Source organism: Bradyrhizobium genosp. SA-4 str. CB756, from assembly GCF_000473125.1.
Taxonomy (GTDB): Bacteria; Pseudomonadota; Alphaproteobacteria; order Rhizobiales; family Xanthobacteraceae; genus Bradyrhizobium; species Bradyrhizobium arachidis.
Genome location: NZ_KI421499.1, coordinates 5,974,877 through 5,992,269, shown reverse-complemented (window position 1 = coordinate 5,992,269; position 17,393 = coordinate 5,974,877). Strand labels below are relative to the sequence as shown.

The 17,393-nt window shown below is 57.3% G+C and carries 12 protein-coding genes; 2 read left to right on the top strand and 10 right to left on the bottom strand.

Going from position 1 to position 17,393, the window contains the following annotated elements; genetic code table 11:
* Window positions 1-1,913: 1,913 nt before the first annotated feature.
* Window positions 1,914-2,630 carry a sulfite exporter TauE/SafE family protein gene (locus BRAGE_RS0129005; protein ID WP_027562765.1) on the bottom strand — a complete coding sequence of 239 codons (717 nt, stop codon included), beginning with the start codon at window positions 2,628-2,630 and terminating at the stop codon, window positions 1,914-1,916.
* Between the two features lie 1,048 nt (window positions 2,631-3,678).
* Here BRAGE_RS0129005 and BRAGE_RS54955 point away from each other — a divergent pair.
* Together BRAGE_RS54955 and BRAGE_RS0128990 are read left to right on the top strand one after the other, a co-directional pair.
* Window positions 3,679-3,867, top strand: a complete 189-nt coding sequence (locus tag BRAGE_RS54955; protein ID WP_028146390.1) for a hypothetical protein — start codon at window positions 3,679-3,681, stop codon at window positions 3,865-3,867.
* A 105-nt stretch (window positions 3,868-3,972) separates the two neighbouring features.
* Window positions 3,973-4,698: a LuxR family transcriptional regulator gene (locus BRAGE_RS0128990; RefSeq protein WP_027562764.1), complete on the top strand. Its 726-nt coding sequence runs from the start codon at window positions 3,973-3,975 to the stop codon at window positions 4,696-4,698.
* Window positions 4,699-5,039: 341 nt separating this feature from the next.
* Here BRAGE_RS0128990 and BRAGE_RS0128985 read toward each other — a convergent pair whose 3' ends face one another.
* From BRAGE_RS0128985 to nodD1, 9 genes are all read right to left on the bottom strand, one after another.
* On the bottom strand, window positions 5,040-5,765 hold the full coding sequence (locus tag BRAGE_RS0128985; RefSeq protein ID WP_027562763.1) for an outer membrane protein: 726 nt from the start codon (window positions 5,763-5,765) through the stop codon (window positions 5,040-5,042).
* An 866-nt stretch (window positions 5,766-6,631) separates the two neighbouring features.
* Entirely contained in the window at window positions 6,632-6,859 is a 228-nt protein-coding gene (locus BRAGE_RS0128980; protein ID WP_027562761.1) for a hypothetical protein, read from the bottom strand.
* A 689-nt stretch (window positions 6,860-7,548) separates the two neighbouring features.
* Complete coding sequence (locus tag BRAGE_RS0128975) at window positions 7,549-7,926, bottom strand: hypothetical protein (RefSeq protein WP_027562760.1); 378 nt, start codon at window positions 7,924-7,926, stop codon at window positions 7,549-7,551.
* Between the two features lie 1,939 nt (window positions 7,927-9,865).
* Window positions 9,866-10,897: an LLM class flavin-dependent oxidoreductase gene (locus tag BRAGE_RS0128960; RefSeq protein WP_027562758.1), complete on the bottom strand. Its 1,032-nt coding sequence runs from the start codon at window positions 10,895-10,897 to the stop codon at window positions 9,866-9,868.
* Between the two features lie 473 nt (window positions 10,898-11,370).
* Window positions 11,371-12,480, bottom strand: coding sequence for a branched-chain amino acid ABC transporter substrate-binding protein (locus tag BRAGE_RS53215; protein WP_027562757.1), 1,110 nt, complete (start codon window positions 12,478-12,480; stop codon window positions 11,371-11,373).
* A gap of 303 nt (window positions 12,481-12,783) precedes the next feature.
* Window positions 12,784-13,497 (bottom strand): MerR family transcriptional regulator, encoded by a 714-nt coding sequence (locus BRAGE_RS0128945; RefSeq protein WP_027562756.1) that lies wholly within the window; start codon window positions 13,495-13,497, stop codon window positions 12,784-12,786.
* A 120-nt stretch (window positions 13,498-13,617) separates the two neighbouring features.
* Window positions 13,618-14,031, bottom strand: coding sequence for a hypothetical protein (locus BRAGE_RS56990; protein WP_231164266.1), 414 nt, complete (start codon window positions 14,029-14,031; stop codon window positions 13,618-13,620).
* A gap of 366 nt (window positions 14,032-14,397) precedes the next feature.
* Window positions 14,398-15,390, bottom strand: a complete 993-nt coding sequence (gene nodD2, locus BRAGE_RS0128940) for a transcriptional regulator NodD2 (protein WP_027562755.1) — start codon at window positions 15,388-15,390, stop codon at window positions 14,398-14,400.
* 633 nt (window positions 15,391-16,023) lie between these two features.
* Window positions 16,024-16,968: a transcriptional regulator NodD1 gene (gene nodD1, locus BRAGE_RS0128935; RefSeq protein WP_027562754.1), complete on the bottom strand. Its 945-nt coding sequence runs from the start codon at window positions 16,966-16,968 to the stop codon at window positions 16,024-16,026.
* Window positions 16,969-17,393: the final 425 nt, after the last annotated feature.

Sequence of the window (17,393 nt, the reverse complement as noted above, 5' to 3'; positions counted from 1 at the left end):
TCCCATGCTCAACAGCATGAAGCTGACCGATGCCGTCAATTGTGTCTTTGCGTTATGTCAAACGTAGTGGTTTCTGAGATCTGGCCCCGTTTTCGATGTTACTGCCAACGCGGCTTAGGGGCAGAGCAAGGAGTGAGAGCCGCTCGATGGCGATTATTTGGACGTTTAGGTATGAATTTTCTCGTCCGGGTACGGTTGAAGCCGCTAGAGAGCCGGCGCGAGCGATCAATCGATCATCCGAGGGCACGCCGGTTCGCATCCGCTGACGGCGCGTCATTTTTGCGACCGACACAGGGACTTGTAGGTCTCACCAAGAGCAGCTCGCCTTCTCGATCTTCAAGCAAAGCCGATTGGTTACTCACAGAGTTCGACGGATGCCTCCGTCAAAGGCCGGCGTGACACAAAAGATAAGTTGCTTGCTAGATGAGAGCGCGAGGAGCTCAATAGTACAAAACCTGACGCGACGTGCGATTCAAAGTCCTTTAGCGCGGCCGACGAAGCCATTCTTAATCTCTAGTATCGAACGCATAAGCCTCAATTCCGCCACGCTGGTTGTCTCATTGCCACGAGCATCATCACGGATGTACTGATGGTGTTGGGGCGACCCCAGCGCACTTTTCAGCCCCCCGGCGAAGTGCGTCGGGGCGCCTTGTTTCGGCGGCGTGTCGTCGCTGTCTAATGCAGCTCACCAACTCACAACGACTTTTGGGCGCCTGCTGATGGCAAGCGAATCCCGGCCAGATGCAATCGGCCGAGACACTATCTGCGATAGTTTCTATTCTGCTTCAAACTGGGTTGTTTTCTTTTTACATCGGCTTTGGAGCTATCGATCCCTGCCAGATCGCGCATATCTATTCCGTTAGCCTGCATTGGCGTCGTATCGATGCGATGCACCTGCAGTTCTCAGCTTCACATAGATGGCCTGGTCAGGTTTCGACCGACCGTCACTATGTTCTGATGCTGCGAGCTGGAGCTGCCAAGCAGGAGCCGACTGGGATATGATCTTGCGCCTGTTCATTGCATGAAAGTAGCCTTCGCGGTCTGGCATTTCAGTCCATTCACAACGGGTCGAGGAAGTTTGTGGTTCGGTAGGCCGCCGAACCTGGAGCTCTCCTCGCGAAAATGAGAGCTGAGCCTAGCCAGGCCTGAAGAAGATGGCCGCCAAACAGCTCGAGCAGTCGAGAGTGGGCACCCCACCCAAGCTCTGTTATCCACGCCGAAGGCATCGAACTCATTCGGCATCGGTAAAAGGATGAGTATATTGGCGCGGCTGATTTCAACGGCAGCGCGCGCAACATTTTGACGGCTTCGTGGCCGAGGCGGCTCATTGCCGCGCCTTTGCATCCATGCGCTCAAGAATTGCCTGCGTCTTTCTGGCGCTCAGCACATCATCTTCCCTGACATTCTCCATGAGAACGTAACCCACACACACGCGCGGCATTGCAGTTCTACATTGAAGTAGAGTTTCCAGGCCCCGGCCGCTCTTGAAGAAGTCGAATGCGCCCCCTGCGCGATCCGCAGGGTAGCGAGAGCGTGCCCGATCGCCTCCCATCAGATGCTCTTCTTCCCGCGTTCTTGCGCTCTAGATGAGAGGGCAGCGCAAGCCATGGACGAGATGGAGGTACGCTTCATACCGCTCGCGCGCCGCGCCGACATTGACCCTCCCGGCAACTGGAAAGCGCGAACGGGATGTGATTAAGCACGGACCGCTCGGCTCATGACGATCAGCTGGGATGCACGAGGTGATCCGCCCCATCGCCGCTGGACCCGACAGCTTTTCGTGTTCGCGATTGGCGCCCTTCAAAGTTAGCCAAGCCCGCGGACAGACATAAGCTGCCGCCTCCATCATGTTGCACCCCGATCTGACCGTGCTTCATCACCTGCCGAACCACGAAAGATAGGAGTTGAGACTTTCAAGCGAGAACCAATTGGATGCCGGCAACGAGCATAACGGCAACGAGGATAAATCTGATGCCCGCTGGGTTCAGGCAGTTCAGGCTGACTATCGTTCCAGCGACCGCACCCGCCAGCGCGAAGATAGCGTAAAGAACCAAATCCGGAGAGGGAAATTGGCCGCTGAAAAGAGCTCCGACGAATCCGACTGTGGAATTGGCCAGAATAAAAGGGGGTGATAACGCGACGGCCTGCTTCGGTGATGCCCAATTCAGTGTGATGAGCGTCGGCGCGAGGAACACTCCACCACCCACGCCGGTCAGACCGGAAACCAGGCCAAGGGCCGCGCCAATGCTCACGATTGCCGAGAGCGGAGTTTCACGAACACGATCAGCCGCGCGTCCCCGCTGCATGATCATCACGGCGCTCGCCAGAAGAAGAACGAGCCCGGTCAGCGTCTTATACATGTGGTCATCGAGCGCAATCAAGCCGCCGGCAAGCGACGCTGGCACGGACGAAAAGAGAAGCGGGCGCAGGATGGCCCGGTCAACGACCTTGCTGCGGTTGAAGAGCCACGTAGAATAAGCCGCGACGACAATGTTGAGACCAAGTGCCGTCGGGCGCATCTCTGTCGATGACATACCAAAAAATGCCATTAGCGAGAGGAATGCAGTGCCACCAGCCTGGCCAACGCTCGCATAGAGCAGTGAGATGATCGCGATGAGCAGACAAGCCATGCTTCACCGATCTTGGCGACGATCTTCGCCGTTTTCCACCGAGCCCATCATGAGTCGCGCAATCAGGTGCGGTCTGACTGTTTTCTGCTTAGGGCGGATCGACCCGCTTCGCCGGAATAGCTGGGCAAAGGTCCAGTCAGTTCAAGTTCCTTTAGCGAGTGCCATGTTTGGACCGCCCAATCAATTGCCGTACTTGGTACTTGACTGGCGGGAATAGGACTGTGTTGCTCCCTGAGGAAGCAGCAGTCGACGGCCGCCGAGGTGAGCTGCATTTCTTGCTGTAATAACCTCGTGTCGCGTCTCGCGACGTGCTGTCGGCTTTCCGCATGTCATGAATGCTTCGACGGACCGACGTCGCGCCAACCATGCGCGTTCGAAGCTCTTTCTGGTCTGTTTTTGTGAAATCAGCAGTTGGTATGACACTTGCTAGTCTGGCGCGGGTCGTCTCCCTGCTGGAGAAGCGCATGCAATATGTCCTCCGCATCAAGCAGATCTCGCAGTTACGAGTATCTATCGTTGCGCCGTTAAGGTGGCCCCTTTCTGCACGTTCGGTACGTTTGCGCCGGGCCTGCCGGACGGATTCGATGAGACGGCGCACAATGATGCGGGGAGTATGGCTTCTGCCTCGACTGTTCCGTGTTGCTCATCGATCCCGTCCCCGGCGCCGTCGCACGGAGAAGAATCGGCGAACGGTTAGCGATGGCAATTCGCAAGATTGGGAAAAGACATGAATCTCGTATTGTTCGTCCCCAAGCAAAGAATGGATGCTCACAGGACGCTCCTCACGTCCCGCGCCGCCAAGCCCCTCGAGCTTAGCCGTATCGCGGAGATCAGAGCCTAGGATCTCGTCGTGTTCGGCCTCGAGACAAACCAATGCGTCGTTCGGCTGCGTTCTCTCGCCATGCAAGCTCAACAGAGCCAAACCTCTAGGCGGCGGAGCTGTTTGGAAGCTCAGTCCGGGTCCCGCGGACCATAGGGGCCGCCATGATCAAACGGGACACCGTTGGTTTGGTATCGATGGCATCATCCTTCAACAGGATCACGGGTGATGATTTCCGATTTGGCCAGTGCGTTATCGGCAAACTGGACCGATCACTTCAGCTCAGCCTCGGAGACAGGGATGATGGCGCTATATCTGGTGGCGTTTGATGCGATCATGCCGGCGCATTCGGCCGGGGCGCAACGAATTCGTCCAATGGCGTCCAGCATAGCGCGAGCGCTCAGACTGGATGAATAAACTAACCCTCGAGTTCAGCTCATGGACTGGAATTTGGCTCGGCCTGAAGCAAGCGCAATCGAACACGGTGAAGGGGAGCTTGATTGTCGTACTGAAGCGCCCAGCATGGACCTCTTTAGCTTCACCGAATGCGCTAACCAGACTCATTCACTCAGAGCACTATTCGAGCTTCTTGTAGGCTGTGCCACGAGGGAAGGCTTCAGTGAAGTTGCATACGGCGCTCTCAACTTCGTTGAGCCACTTCGGCTGGCGGAGTATCCACCCCCGACTGTGGCTGTGAAGTGGCCGCCAGACTGGTGCGACCGGTACTTCAAGCGCAAGTACCATTCTATCGATCCGGTGGTCCGGCTTACGCCGATGCTTTCGCGGCCGTTCTTGTGGGATCAACTCGCCGATGACCATCAGCTTCAACCGGACGAAAGACGCGTACTTGACGAGGCGAGAGAGGCGGGACTGAAGCATGGCATGAGCGTCCCGTTGTTTGGCCCGTTGGGTCGGATATCTGTGGTGTCGTTTGCATCTGCGTTCGATGATGCTGATCCTCAGGATCGCATCGGGCATCTCAACGCGCTGGCCTGGCAGTTTCACACCGCCTATGGCGACATCGCTCGTCCCTGCGATAATGGTTGCGACAGAAAAGTTGCACTGTCGCCGCGGGAGACTAGTTGCATGCGGTGGGTGGCAGAGGGGAAGTCGTCATGGGAAATTGGGAAGATCCTGGGAATCAGTGTTAATACAGTCAACTTTCATGTCAAGAACGCAATGCGAAAGCTGGGGGCAGCCAGCCGGATTCAAGCGGTGGTTGTGGCGGTTCGCCTAAATGTTCTTTGAATTTGAGAACGGGACACTAGCAGCCAAATTGTGGGCTTCCAGCTTCTGTGCATGGCACCTTCGGCGAGCTCGCAACACTCCTTGGAGCAAGTCCGTTATCTCACGCTGCGTGAGGTTGTGGGACTTTCACGAGATCGATGAATTCTCGAATCGACTGACCTGTTCCTCCAGTGTGTTGGCGGCTTCTCGGCCACACTCCAACTGGCCTCTGGATTCCATTACTCAGACGAGCGCGCACCTGGTGCTTCGGAACTGATTGGGGCCGGCAGGGTGAGGAGCAGCTGAGGAAAGAACCCCGACCGGGGGTCGGGGTTCCGATTCACGTGACTGCGTGGAGGTCTCTATTTGGCAAAGGGCGAGCCAAACTTATAATTGAGTCGCGCCGTGATGAGATCGACGTCCTGGTGCACGCGATCCGCGCCAAGAGCCGCTGGGAAGCTTATGTTACTGCGTTGCATGAACAAATGGTTATACTCGACGCCAGCTGACCAGTTTGGCGTGAAGCTGACTTCGGCACCGGCGCCCAGCACGCCACCCCAACGCACATCATTGTTTTTGCCAATCTCCGCGCCAGTAGCCACCGAGTTGACGTGATAGATGTTGCTCGTCACCGCAGCGCCGCCCTTGCCATAAAGGAGCACAGCATTGAACGCGTATCCGATATGGCCCGTGAGCAGGCCGAATGCATCTGTCGTGGTGCCAACGGTGTCTGCCGGGAACGCGGTGCTGACATTGGAACCGTTGAAGTCGGCCCAGTTGCCCTGACCCTCGATGCCGTAGACCATGTTGAAGATTTGCCAACGATAACCAATCTGGCCGCCAATGGTCCCACCAGTCGAATTATGGCAGCCCTCGGGGGTAACACCATTGAAATCCCAGCAGTTGCGGCTCGTTCCCCAGCCACCATTGACGCCGATATAGTAACCGGACCAATCGGTGATCGGGGCTGCGGCTGGCAGCGGTACCGCCTTGACCTTTGCAGGTTGCCCCGCCAAGTCGGTGCCGAATGAGGGAGCGGCGGCACCGAGTGCGCCGATGCTTGCAGTCAGAATGAGAATCTTTTTCATTCGAGTGTTGTTTCCTTTCGGTGCCCCCCGGCGCCGTGCGTTTAACAATATGAACGCGAATTGCTGTAACTTCCGCACAACATGTCTTCGAAAGAAACGGGTCCAATCGTACGCCGCGTTAGATTGTGGAGCGCGCAACTTGCCATGCGCTGCCTCGACCGAAATGCTGGGGCCGGGACACTGGTCGCTTCGTGCAGAGGATTGTTTGAATACGATCCGTTCATGATGGCCTATGACGGGACGCAGTGCTACGAGCTGTTTGGCTCTCTCTTTCGCTGACTAGCGACAAAGCCAGGCTGCGCCAACACGTCCCGGGCATGCTCGTTCAGAGAGTTCGGCAAATGAAGACCGCTGATCCAGAACGCGTCTCTTGCGATCAGGCTCACTTCCCCGGCAGGACGATCGTGCTGCCGCTTGCAATCGTGAGTGATACGGCGACGATCGATCGCAGGCTTGGACCGCTCTGGCGCAGGACCTAGCGCAAGTTTAGCACGATGTTCCTCAACCTCGACGTCGATCGACGGGTGTCAAGGAGCCGATGCGGCTGTGCTTGACGAGGCTCTTGCTTGAACTTGCGGGACCTCGTGCCGAGCCAAAAGTCAGGAAAGGAAACGGTATGGCTCTTCCTGGCGGCAGCGAATATTAGGGCGCTGTCCCGCCTCGTCGCCCACTTGCACTGGATTCTAGTGGCTGGGGTCACCATAAGAGCTGCATAGGCGATAGTCGTCGCGAACGCGCTCCTCTTCAACGGGCTGAAGATGACTGGAGGGGAAGCTCCACCACGCTCTGCCCCGGTGTTTTCCGCCGCATAAGGGTCCCAAGACCCTCAACAAGCCAAGCTTATGTGGCAGTACGGGTTCAGGTGCCTATTGCTCGGTCGACCGCGCCAGCTCAGCCCGCAAGTTGCGTATCGCCTCGTTAGCCAGATTCAACGTATTCCGTTCGCCCTTCTTTATCGAAGACTCGAGGAAAGTGCACAACCGGCTATGGAGGACCGTCTTGCGATTATGCGCCAGCAACGGATCCTTCTCAACAAAGCGCCAGGCTTTATCAAATGCAACGCTCACGATAGCATCTTGCATCTGCTGATCCATCTCAACACTCCACGCCGTCCTGATACAAGGAAGTACCTTCGCAAAAGCAAACCGAGCGTCTGTGGCTTGTCCCAGCTAGTAAGACATCAGAGCCGCAGTACGCTCGGACATCGAGCTGCTCTCGATGTTCAATGAATTTACAGATGTTTGTTGAAGTTCCGATGACCCGGCGTGTCGGATTGCCAGGCGCATTCGAATAATTCTGAAGCGGCTGAAACGAGCTCGCGCTGTTCGCGCGGCTTCGTTGCCGAAGTGCTCTTGTTGCTCGGTATCGGTCGATAATTGAGGCTCTTCTTCCTGCAATCGGAAGATCGGGCCATGCCAATCACGAGTACAGCCGAACATCGATCAAAATGGATCGTTCCCCTCCTTTCCCAGTCTCTAGCTAAGACGCGTTCATCGAAGGGTGTGGCGTTTTCCGGCCACCGCTTGTTTGCTTTCTGACATGTGTCCGCGGGGCGTCGTTCTTTGCTCGACCCTTCGCGGCCTCCTCTCGGTGCGGCCTCCCGCTTTTGAGCGTGGTGGCGAACAGTTGTGATTCGGAAAGGCCAGCGGAACCGGCTCGCTTACGGGACGGTAGCCCATAAACACCCAGTCGCCGATTCCTGGCGCGTACGACCGTCGCAGTCAGCCCAGCGATAAACGTTCAATAAAAGCGGCATCAACCACAGAGAAACCCAAATGAAATCTCAGTCTACTGTTGCACGTGACAGAATTAGTTTCGCGATCTTCATTTGATTAGCGGGAGTTCGGAGCACTTCGGGTAATGCCGCCACGGCCTGATCGAAAAGGCGTCCCCAAATTTGAAGGTCTTCTGGGTAGTAAACGCCACGGTCTCGCGAGAGTCGCGTCGTTTGCTGGTCGCGGGCGGGGTCCCCGGTTTTGGCATCCCCGAGCTGCCCGAGCTCCAGTTCCGCCATGATCATTTGGTTTGTCAGGGCGTTTAGCAGTCGGACCGCTTCGAGCTCGTTGCCTTCTTCGCGTGCGAGGGCGGCCACGAGGTCGAGTTGCACGTCGATGCGATCCTCGAGGTCCTCTGAGCGTGAATTGGAAGGGTCAAGTTCCACGGTGTTTGCTCCGGTTAGTTAAATGCAGGAAGTAGGCTGAGTAAGGGTTGTGTCGTGCTTTCCCGGCCGCGAGACCGCAGACGCGGCGAATGAACGAATGGCTGCTGCACAAGCCAAGGTGCGCACGCGCGCTCGCCGAAGGGATAGGGTTGCAGGCATGTGCGGCGAAGAGAGCGCAAAGGCGGAATCGACCAGAGGACGCTGTGAACTATCATGTGATTCGACCATTGAGCCGATCCAGCGCCGACAGTCGCAGTAACTCCAGCCGGCGGGGACGCCGCGATGACGGCAAGTCGAGAATTGCGGCTCGACACTGCACGATTGCTTGTCGCCTGACATAGCAATCCAGACGTAACCGGAGGCCTTGCCAGGCAGAGTGCCACAAAGAGCGTTCGGCGCTGGACGAAGCTGTTGCTGAAGGCGCGCCGTCAGCCGGTCCAGACCGGTCTCGTCATCATGCCAGACGTTTATGGCCCAGCTCATGCCAGGCAACCCAGAATTAACATCCGCTTCACATGTCTGCGGTTTCTCTCTGCATTCGTTGACAGGCGATGCCTCGCCCGGCGAGGGGGCGGATCGGCCCCTGGAAGGGGGGCGCGATAAGAGACAAGACCGGCAGATCGCGTCCACCCCTCGTTCCGGTGGCGATGTAAGGATTGCAGAGAAGGGATAACCGCGCCGGGATATGGTCGAAGAGGGCCGGCGCATAGAATGAGATAGGGTAGCGTCAGGCTGTAGGAAATGGGTGCGGGAGCCGCCCGTCGACGAAGACTGAGGACGCGAGCAGAGTGAGAATCCACGATCACACCACGTGTAGGGGTGGGCAGTAAGATCGCGCGGCTGGTCGCATCACACCGATCGACATCAGTGCCTCGTCCTGGCCGGAGAATAGCGTGGTCAGATAGCCAACTGCACTGCTTTGTTTGGGGGCCGTAACAGCGTCGGATCGTCGGCGCTGCCCGCCTGGTCAGGGAAAAAAGTGCAGCCTGCACCGGTTTAGCGGACGGTTCGCCTGCCCCAATTCTATGCAGCGCACGCATTTGCCTTGGCCAAGCAGTGTGCGTGAGAGTCGATCTTCCTGGAGGGCCTTAGTATGATTGCAAAGGAGGAGGCGCCAGCGCGACAGATTACGCGCCAGACGTTGCGATTAGCGATCTGACCGCATTTACGCCGCTCGTGCGTCGATTCCAAAGATCGATAGCTGTCGTTGGCGAAGCAGCCACGAGAACCTTGAAGCGCCCTGCGACTATGCTGAAAGTAAAATGGGCTCATTTCTCAAACGACATCCGTGGAATGTGCTTTCCGGAAACCGGCGATCGACTTATGGGTATTTGGCTGAAATTGGTAAAATCGAAAGTGTCGATGGGATGCATCCAGTTCGTGGATCGCGGACGGGCGTAATCTCACCTCTTACATCGAAAGCGGGTCAGTTAGTTGTTTCCTGCCGGCTTGGTGCAGTGAGCTTATGGGCCTCTTAGACGAGCTTGCTGATTCGTTGATGACCGGCGGCCTAGAAGGGTCCCAGCAGCGAGCGCAGGCGAATACCTCTAAATTGGACTCCAGATCTCACGAAGGTGAGAGAAACTCCTCGATCCTCATAAGGAAGGGGGGCATAGAGTCTCGTCCGGACTGTCCGACCAGCTCCGGCCTCCCGCAGATGCAGGATGAGCCCTGAGCAATCGCAGGTCTTCATTGAAAAGGTCCGCGTGATCAAAGCGGACGAAGAGCGTTCGGCCGCGGATAAGTTGATAAAGCGGTTCGCAGACAACTTAGCCAAAGCTGTCCCCAAAATAGGAACGCGAGGCGGTCAGATATCGCCGCCATTGAGGCTGACGGTCGCCTTTGCGCCCGGCGCAACGACAACCAATATGGCTACCAGTCTCGGATAACCTCAGTGCGTCGGTATACTTGCCACGCATACGATCCCCCAACGCAGACATTATCCGCCGAAGCTACCGAAAATTTCAGCTTTAATTGCAGTTGCGGTGTACAGGGAAATCTCCAGCGGTAGGTTTCCGAATGCAAGCTGGCAAAGCAAGTAGTTGGCACCCGCCACTTCCATCTGCTGGAGAAGGACCTGTCGGACGGAAGCCGGCGTTCCAACGACGCACAATTCGCTCTCAAGTGCTGCATCGAAGGTCAGCGGAAGGGCGGGCGGCGTCGGAATGGCGTTAAGCTCGTAAAGAAACTTAAAGCTCTCCAGCCATCGGCGATACGCAGTTTCGGCCGCCGCATGAGCGTCCTGATCAGACTTCGCAATCACGACCATGCGGGCCAGCCCGAGAAGTGGCTCGCGGCCGTGTGCGGCTGTGTCGTGGGGTCGATGGGAACGGTAGGCGTCCGTAACGTTCCGGACAGCGCAGGCGGGGCCTATGCACGCCAGATTGGCGCCATTTGCCGCGGCCCACTGCGCCGACTCTGCCCGATTGCTTGCGATCCAGATGGGCGGATATGGACGTTGATGGGGCCTCAACGCTAAGGGTACGTCGCTCAACTCGAAGTGGTCTCCCTGATAAGATAGCGTGTGTCCCTGCAGCGCAATATTCAAGATTTCACTGGCTTCCGCATAACGACTTGGTGCAGCGTCTGCACTGATGCCGAAATAGCCCCATTCAATCGGCTGGGAACCGCGGCCTATCCCGACCTCGAGCCTGCCGCCGCTCAATTGGTCAAGCATGCAGATCTCTTCGAATGCGCGCAATGGATGATAAAGGTTGAGCAACAGTACGAGCGGACCGAGCCGTAATCGCCGGGTGCGCTGCGCGACACTTGATAGGAACAGGTGCGGCGAGGGCCCTCTGCCATGAGGTGTGCAGTGATGTTCGGCCAGGTGATAAGCGTAGAATCCGAGCGCGTCGCAGACCTCGATCAGCTTGAGACGATCTTCATATTGTCGTGCGGCATCTTGGCCGTCGTCATCCAAATGGTCGAAAATGCCGCACCTTAGTCTTGAAGAAAGGCCACTCTTCACTCGATCAATCTCCGATTACGGTCAGATGGCGGGTCCTGGTTGCTTCGTGCCTTTGCGCTCAAAGAGGTCTCGTTCGTCTTTGACCGGTCAGGCCGTTTTTCTTTGAGTGCGTGGATCTGGGCTTGCACCATGTGAGCGGGTGACGAGAATGCGAGATGCCGTCGCCGCGCCGTTGATAGACGTCCGCGAACCATCTCCAAAGGCGAGTTATGCTCGACCAGTAGCATCGTTACTCGCTTCAGAGGTCCTGTGCCTCGCGAGCCAGATCAGCCCGGCACGGCTACTATTTGTCTATCATCGGACGTAGCGTCTCCGTCAGGGCGACGTCGGGTAGCTCTGCAAGCGCTGCAACGAATGCGAAAAACGCTCCGAAGGCTGCAAGTATGAGAGAGCTTGCGAGTATCGCCTCTCCGATCTGAGCGCGTCTCATTATCCGTGTCGCTTTGGCTTCGGGGAGATGGCGATGACGCCAATCAGTTCTGCTCGACAGTTTCAACACGGCCCTCTCGCCAACGGTAAACCAGAAAGCCAGGAGCCGCATTGTCTCCCTTTCTATCGAACCGGACTGGGCCAATCACGGTAGCGGTCGGCCGTGAACGAAGTGCGCTAGCTACGCGCACAGCATTGAAAGAACCGGTCCGGTTCACCGCCTCTGCCCATGCTTGCACGGCCGCATAGGCGTAAAGCGTGTAGCCTTCAGCGGACAGGTTGGAAGCTTTGAGTGCGGCCACCACGCCGGCCGCATTGGCATTCCTGGCGGGGTCCGGCATGAAGGTAAACAACGTGCCATCTCCGGCGCTGCCTGTAATCGCCCAGAATTCAGAGGTCATCAAAGGATCGTTCGCCATGACCATAAGTTCCGCTCTTGCTTCTGACGCCTGGCGTACGAACAATCCGATTTCGGTATGATAACCGCCGATATAGGCGACACGCACCCGTTCCTTCTTCATCCTTGAGACCAGCGCCCTGTAATCCTTTTCACCGGCTACATAGCTTTGCCGAATGACTTGTCCACCGAATCTCCGAAGCTGTGCTTCAACGACGTCGGCGATACCCTTGCCTGCGGTGCTCTTGTCGTCGAGCACTGCGATCTTGTCGTTAGGGAAGGTCCGGTGAATATACTCTGCGGCAACGATGCCCTGTTGGTCGTCGCGGCCGCAGATCCGAAAGACGGTGTCAAGGCCCCGTTCTGTTAGCTGAGGATTTGACGAGCCTGGTGACACCTGAATGATGCCTGCTTCGGCGTAGATCTCGGAGGCCGGGATCGACGCAGAAGAGCAAAAATGGCCAACGACCAACCGGACCCGCTCTGTTGTGAGCTTATTCGCGACTGCGACAGCTTGCTTCGGGTCGCACGCGTCGTCGGCGACAGTCAATATCACCTTGGTATCGAGAAGTAGGCCAGAAGCGTTCAACGCCTCGACTGCCGCAGCTGCACCATCGCGCATTTGTGCGCCGAACGCGGCGCTGCTTCCGCTCATTGGGCCGGCCACGGCAATATTGACGTCGGAGCCGCGCGCAACAGAGGCGAGGGCGCAGAAGAGAAGCGCGACACTCGCAGCAGGCGCACAACGATTTAACATTGTAGAGCTCCCAATGTTCACCTGAGGTGTAACCGCCGGCAGCTGTGATCAGACGCGTCTACACGGTGAGATTGTCTGTCAAAGCGAAGCTTGCGTTGGTCGCCAGATTGCGACCACGGTAGAACTTACAATTTGACGTTAGGTGCGTTTCAAGGCCCTTTTGAAGGAGCCTCGACGGTGCATCAGGGAGCGTGGATTGACGGGGTCACGACGACTGTCCGGTTTAGTCCATAAAACTGTTGGCCCGCATCAGAGCCGACGAGCGCCTATCGGCAATGCCGTGCGGAGCCGGCCAGGAGGACGTCAGTACGGCTGATCCTCCAACCCGCCAAGGGCCAGATCAAGATATTGCATGAGGCAGGGATCCCAACCAGCCAGACTACGGGGGGCGCTTAATCGTGCAAGTACCTTCAGGATCATCGAAACGCGTGAATCGGCGCCAGCGATTTCGCCGATCAGCAAGCGTGCTGCAACTGCGACAGCCTTTGCCCGCTCGCCGCAAGGATGCTCGCCTCGATCCATACAATCACGCAGGTCGTCGCGGATCCGCCGCCACCGCTCCTCGCGATCTGCAGCTAACTTGCAGGTGCATCGGGACGTCTGATTATTGGTCTCGACCCGCGACATGGCATTGAGGGTGGCAGGCAGCTCATCCACACTTACCTGGATATCACTGTCGATGGTCATGTTGCGCAAGCGATCTCGCAGCAGAGTTGCTCGAGCGACTTGAAGTTCTATCCGTTCTAAATGTTTGCGCAGAAGATCGGTAAGTGAGGTCGTGCCCTCCATAGCTTTACGGATCTCGACAAGGGAGAAGCCAAGCTCACGTAGCGCTCGAATTTGGTGAACCCGTTGCACACTTTCGCGGTCGTACATCCGGTGGCCGCCGTCAGTACGCTCTGAAGCTGCTAGGAGCCCGGTGTGTTCATAATGATGCAGCGTGCGTACCGTTACTCCGGTCGCCTCTGCAAGTTCGCCAATGCGCCATCGACGCCTTCGTGGTGTAGCTTTGCTCATGTTGTTCATTTCAAAGCCTACAACCTGACGTCACGTGTGATTCAAGCTATTTCAAAGCTCTAGCTGGATCGTCTTCCATTCCAGCGCGAGACTGGTGACTATCCTCAGAATGGCGTGGGATCAACCCTGAGGGGAAATGGTGATCAACAAGTTCGTCAGGCATGCCAGTTGAGCCTCGCCAGCCGCTGTACGCGCCAGGATGAGTTTGGCGATTGCTGTGCGATTTTCCGGACTTCGCATCGATGGGGGTAGCGCGGTGATCGCACTATCATAAAGGCGTCCCAGGACGGAAAGCTCTTCCGGATCGAATACGCCGCTGCATTGCTCCAAGTTCAGCTCCTTGTTTGTCATTGCGTCATGGCAGCGCACGTCGTCAAGACGTTTGGCTGCGATAGGGCCAAAAGAAGTCAGACCCGCGGCGCGGAGCGACGAAGATGCGATGTGCTCCCATGTGATGCGACAAGGCAACATGCGTGCGCGATGCTTGCCTCGACGGCGCAAGAGACCGTGGTCATGTGCATGATCGATGACCATCACGCGCACGGTGCGTGAGGGTACGGCTTCCGAAGAAGCTGAAGCGTCTCCGCTCTTCGGGAGCCACTGCTGATTCGGAGAGTTGACGAGGGCAGCCCAGCGCCGCTTCTGCTGTATCGACAGCAGGTGCGCCCGGCGGCCTGGTGCAACGTACGTCCCTGTCTCTAAAACCAAGCCAACAGTCTGACCCGCCGCTCGCACGTCGAGCCTATTGCCAACGTGCGGAAGGCGTACGCAACGTCGTCATGATAGCCGTCTGTTGCGATGATCTTTATAGAGCGACCATGAATTCGAGCCCGGCGAGCGAAAACTGTATGCGTTGAGACATTCGTTGGGATATGAGGCTGGCAGATCTTGCGAACGTCCTTACGACAACGGCGAGGCAGATCGTGCGAAATCTCCGGCAGAATCAGCCCGTTCCGAAGTGCAGATGATGGAGGCCTCTTGCCCAGTTGCCATGCGGGTAGCTTCCTGCAACAATATCTCTCGCATCCACAGGCTTTCCGGGTCGCTATTGTGAAGCACGGGCCATTGAACCGCCTCAGTGAAGGCGGGAAATGGCTGCGGGAGCTCCGCAATGCGAAGGGGCATTGTTCTTTGGAAATGCTTTACGAGCCCTAATGGCATCGTCCCTATGCGGTTGGTGCCCACCAGCAGGGGCGGGATCATGCTGAAGCTCTGCACGAGAATGTCGATGCGCCGATTGAGACCTAAATCGAGTAAAAGGGATTCTTCGACCGGCGTCTTGCGCGCGCCTTTGACCTTAACCGCAACGTGGCCCATCGACATATACCCATCAAATGTAAGCCCCCGTAGTAGTTCGCTGTTCGTGGAGCAGCCTACGCAGACGAGTCTCTCCTCGAATAGGGGCGCCCTGGGGTGCACGCCGGACATGAATAATTCCGGCAAGATAACAAAATCGACTTCGCCGCGGCGGAGAAGCTCATCGTGCTCATCGGTGAGCGCGACCAGTTCGAAGCTGACGGCCGGTGCTTCTCGCGCGACGCGCTCCACGACATTTCGGAAGAATACGACTGTTATAAAATCAGAAAGGCCGATCCTGAATCGCCGGTTCGATCGAGCTGGATCGAACACCTCCCGCGCGATAATTGAAAGATCGATGTGCGTTAGAGCCTCGCGTACAGGGGCTGCGAGTCCTTCCGCGCGTGAGGTCGGGACAAGTTCCCGCCCCCTCATCCCAAACAGCTCGTCACGGAAGTAGGATCGCAGCCGGGCAACGGCTGCGCTCATGGCCGGCTGACTAAGATTAATCTTGCGGGCCGCTGCGCTGAGGTTGCGCTCAGTCATTAGAGCATCCAGCGCGACGAGAAGATTTAGATCCAGACCTTTGAAACGCATGTCTTCTTATCCGGCACGAACGTAATTGGGCGCATACACCAAGCGATGACGGCTGCGTCTGGAGAGGTCCTTGGCTCGCACGTGTGGACATCGTTTCCATCCTACGACCGCGAAAAAGACGCTCGTGCAATGACCGCAACGATGGAGAGCAAAGCGGTAGGCCGACCAGCAGCGGCCGGAAGCCGTCAGAAGTCCCAAAGGTGATCGGTGTCGCCGGTTCCGGCGACCCAGGCGACAGGACCCGGCCGGTTGGGTAATGGCAGATCAACCCAATGTCCGGCCAGTGCCGTCAGTTCGCCACAGCGTCCAGTCGAGAGCCGCCTAGGCCAGCTTTCATCACGGCGGCCAACCTACAACCTGACGCAGTGTGCGGTTCAAGCGATTTTATGCGGCAAGCCAAACATTATTTTACTGGAGGGGGCGTGTTGTGCCGCGATAGTGCCGGGCGTCGCCTGTTTGCGGTGCAAGCGCCTCATCTGCGAGGTCACCACGCTCACGACACGGCAAGTCTTCGCCGCCGATCGCCCGTCGCTGGCAGCTTGGCCTCAGAGACGTTGAAGTGACGAAAGCGGCCGAGTAGGTCGAAGGATTGTTGGCGTATTTGGGACGTGCCGAGAGTGGCTTACGGTGAGCCTAGCAGCGCCTGCGAGTTGGAGGCTCCAGATGCCCAGATGCGATGTTGGATGCTTCCTCCAGCAATATCCGCCGCATCCAAATGCTCGCCGGATCGGTATTGTGGAACGCAGGCCACTGCACAGCCTCGGTGAATGTCGGCAGGGGGATCGGCGGTTCGACGATCCGCAGTGGCATCCGCTTTTCGAAGTGTTTGGCGAGTCGTAAGGGCATTGTGCCGATACGGCCTGTGTCTAACAATATGGGCGGAATCAGGCTAAAGCCCTGCACAACGATCTCAATGCGTCTCTTGACGCCGTGCTCAAGCAAGAACCACTCTTCGATGTTTGGTCTGAGCGCCCGTCCGAACTTCGCCGTAACGTGCCCCATCGAAATGTATTTCTCGAATGTCAGCTGCCGCGATAGCTGCTTGTTCTCGCGGCATCCGACGCATACGAGGGTCTCGTCAAACAGCATCGCCTTCGGATGCGCGCTCGACATGAACAGCTCCGGCAGAATGAGAAAGTCCACCTCGCCCCGGCGGAGCAGCTCATCGGGTTCATCGGAAAATGGCAGCAATTCGAAGCGCACCGCGGGAGCTTCCTGCGCAATACGGTCCACAATTTTCCGAAGAAAGACGATCGTCATAAAATCGGAGAGGATGAACCTGAAGCGTCGGCTCGACTGAGTAGGGTCGAACGCGTCCCGCGATATGATCGAGAGTTGGATATGCAGCAGGGCCTCGCGCACCGGACCTGCAAGCGCCTCCGCGCCAGGTGTCAGGACGAGCTCGCGACCTCTCATGGTGAACAGTTCATCGCGGAAATAGGTGCGCAGCCGGGCGATCGCAGCGCTCATAGCGGGCTGGCTCAGGTGAATTTTGCGCGCCGCTGCTGTGAGGTTGCGCTCCGTCATCAGAGCATCGAGCGCAACGAGAAGGTTTAGATCAAGTCCCTTGAACCGCATGTTGTAAGTCTATCCATCGTGTGGATGAGTTCCATCGGAACAATCGATTTTACCAAATTGCTGGACGTTGGATAGCAAACATCAGTTTGCAAAATTAATCAGGCATACCACGATGGCTGCTGCTCGCTCACGCTGGCTCAGAGAAAAGCTCCTGGACGTGCGAGCAGCCGGCGCATCCGCTTCGAGGGCGGCCATGGGCGCGCCGTGCGAGCCGCGTCGCTTCGTCTCGATGCGAAAGTCGCTCGATCGAGACGCCAGGCAGATCTCCATAAACCTTGGTATGCGTGTTTCATCCGTTTCCATATTGCAGGTTTACCCGCGTACACTTGAGAGCGCGTTCAGCCGCGTTCTAGTGTCGGGAAATAGCGGCAGGCGCAGATTGCGGATGCCCAGTCATTCAGGCAGCTCTCCAAATGGCTCGCCTG

What these genes read in the sequence shown, in the direction of transcription:
- BRAGE_RS0129005 (WP_027562765.1), bottom strand. Translation starts at nt 2,630, where the DNA reads ATGGCTTGTCTGCTCATCGCGATCATCTCACTGCTCTATGCGAGCGTT.
- BRAGE_RS54955 (WP_028146390.1), top strand. Translation starts at nt 3,679, where the DNA reads ATGATTTCCGATTTGGCCAGTGCGTTATCGGCAAACTGGACCGATCAC.
- BRAGE_RS0128990 (WP_027562764.1), top strand. Translation starts at nt 3,973, where the DNA reads ATGGACCTCTTTAGCTTCACCGAATGCGCTAACCAGACTCATTCACTC.
- BRAGE_RS0128985 (WP_027562763.1), bottom strand. Translation starts at nt 5,765, where the DNA reads ATGAAAAAGATTCTCATTCTGACTGCAAGCATCGGCGCACTCGGTGCC.
- BRAGE_RS0128980 (WP_027562761.1), bottom strand. Translation starts at nt 6,859, where the DNA reads ATGGATCAGCAGATGCAAGATGCTATCGTGAGCGTTGCATTTGATAAA.
- BRAGE_RS53215 (WP_027562757.1), bottom strand. Translation starts at nt 12,480, where the DNA reads ATGTTAAATCGTTGTGCGCCTGCTGCGAGTGTCGCGCTTCTCTTCTGC.
- BRAGE_RS0128945 (WP_027562756.1), bottom strand. Translation starts at nt 13,497, where the DNA reads ATGAGCAAAGCTACACCACGAAGGCGTCGATGGCGCATTGGCGAACTT.
- BRAGE_RS56990 (WP_231164266.1), bottom strand. Translation starts at nt 14,031, where the DNA reads ATGGTCATCGATCATGCACATGACCACGGTCTCTTGCGCCGTCGAGGC.
- nodD2 (WP_027562755.1), bottom strand. Translation starts at nt 15,390, where the DNA reads ATGCGTTTCAAAGGTCTGGATCTAAATCTTCTCGTCGCGCTGGATGCT.
- nodD1 (WP_027562754.1), bottom strand. Translation starts at nt 16,968, where the DNA reads ATGCGGTTCAAGGGACTTGATCTAAACCTTCTCGTTGCGCTCGATGCT.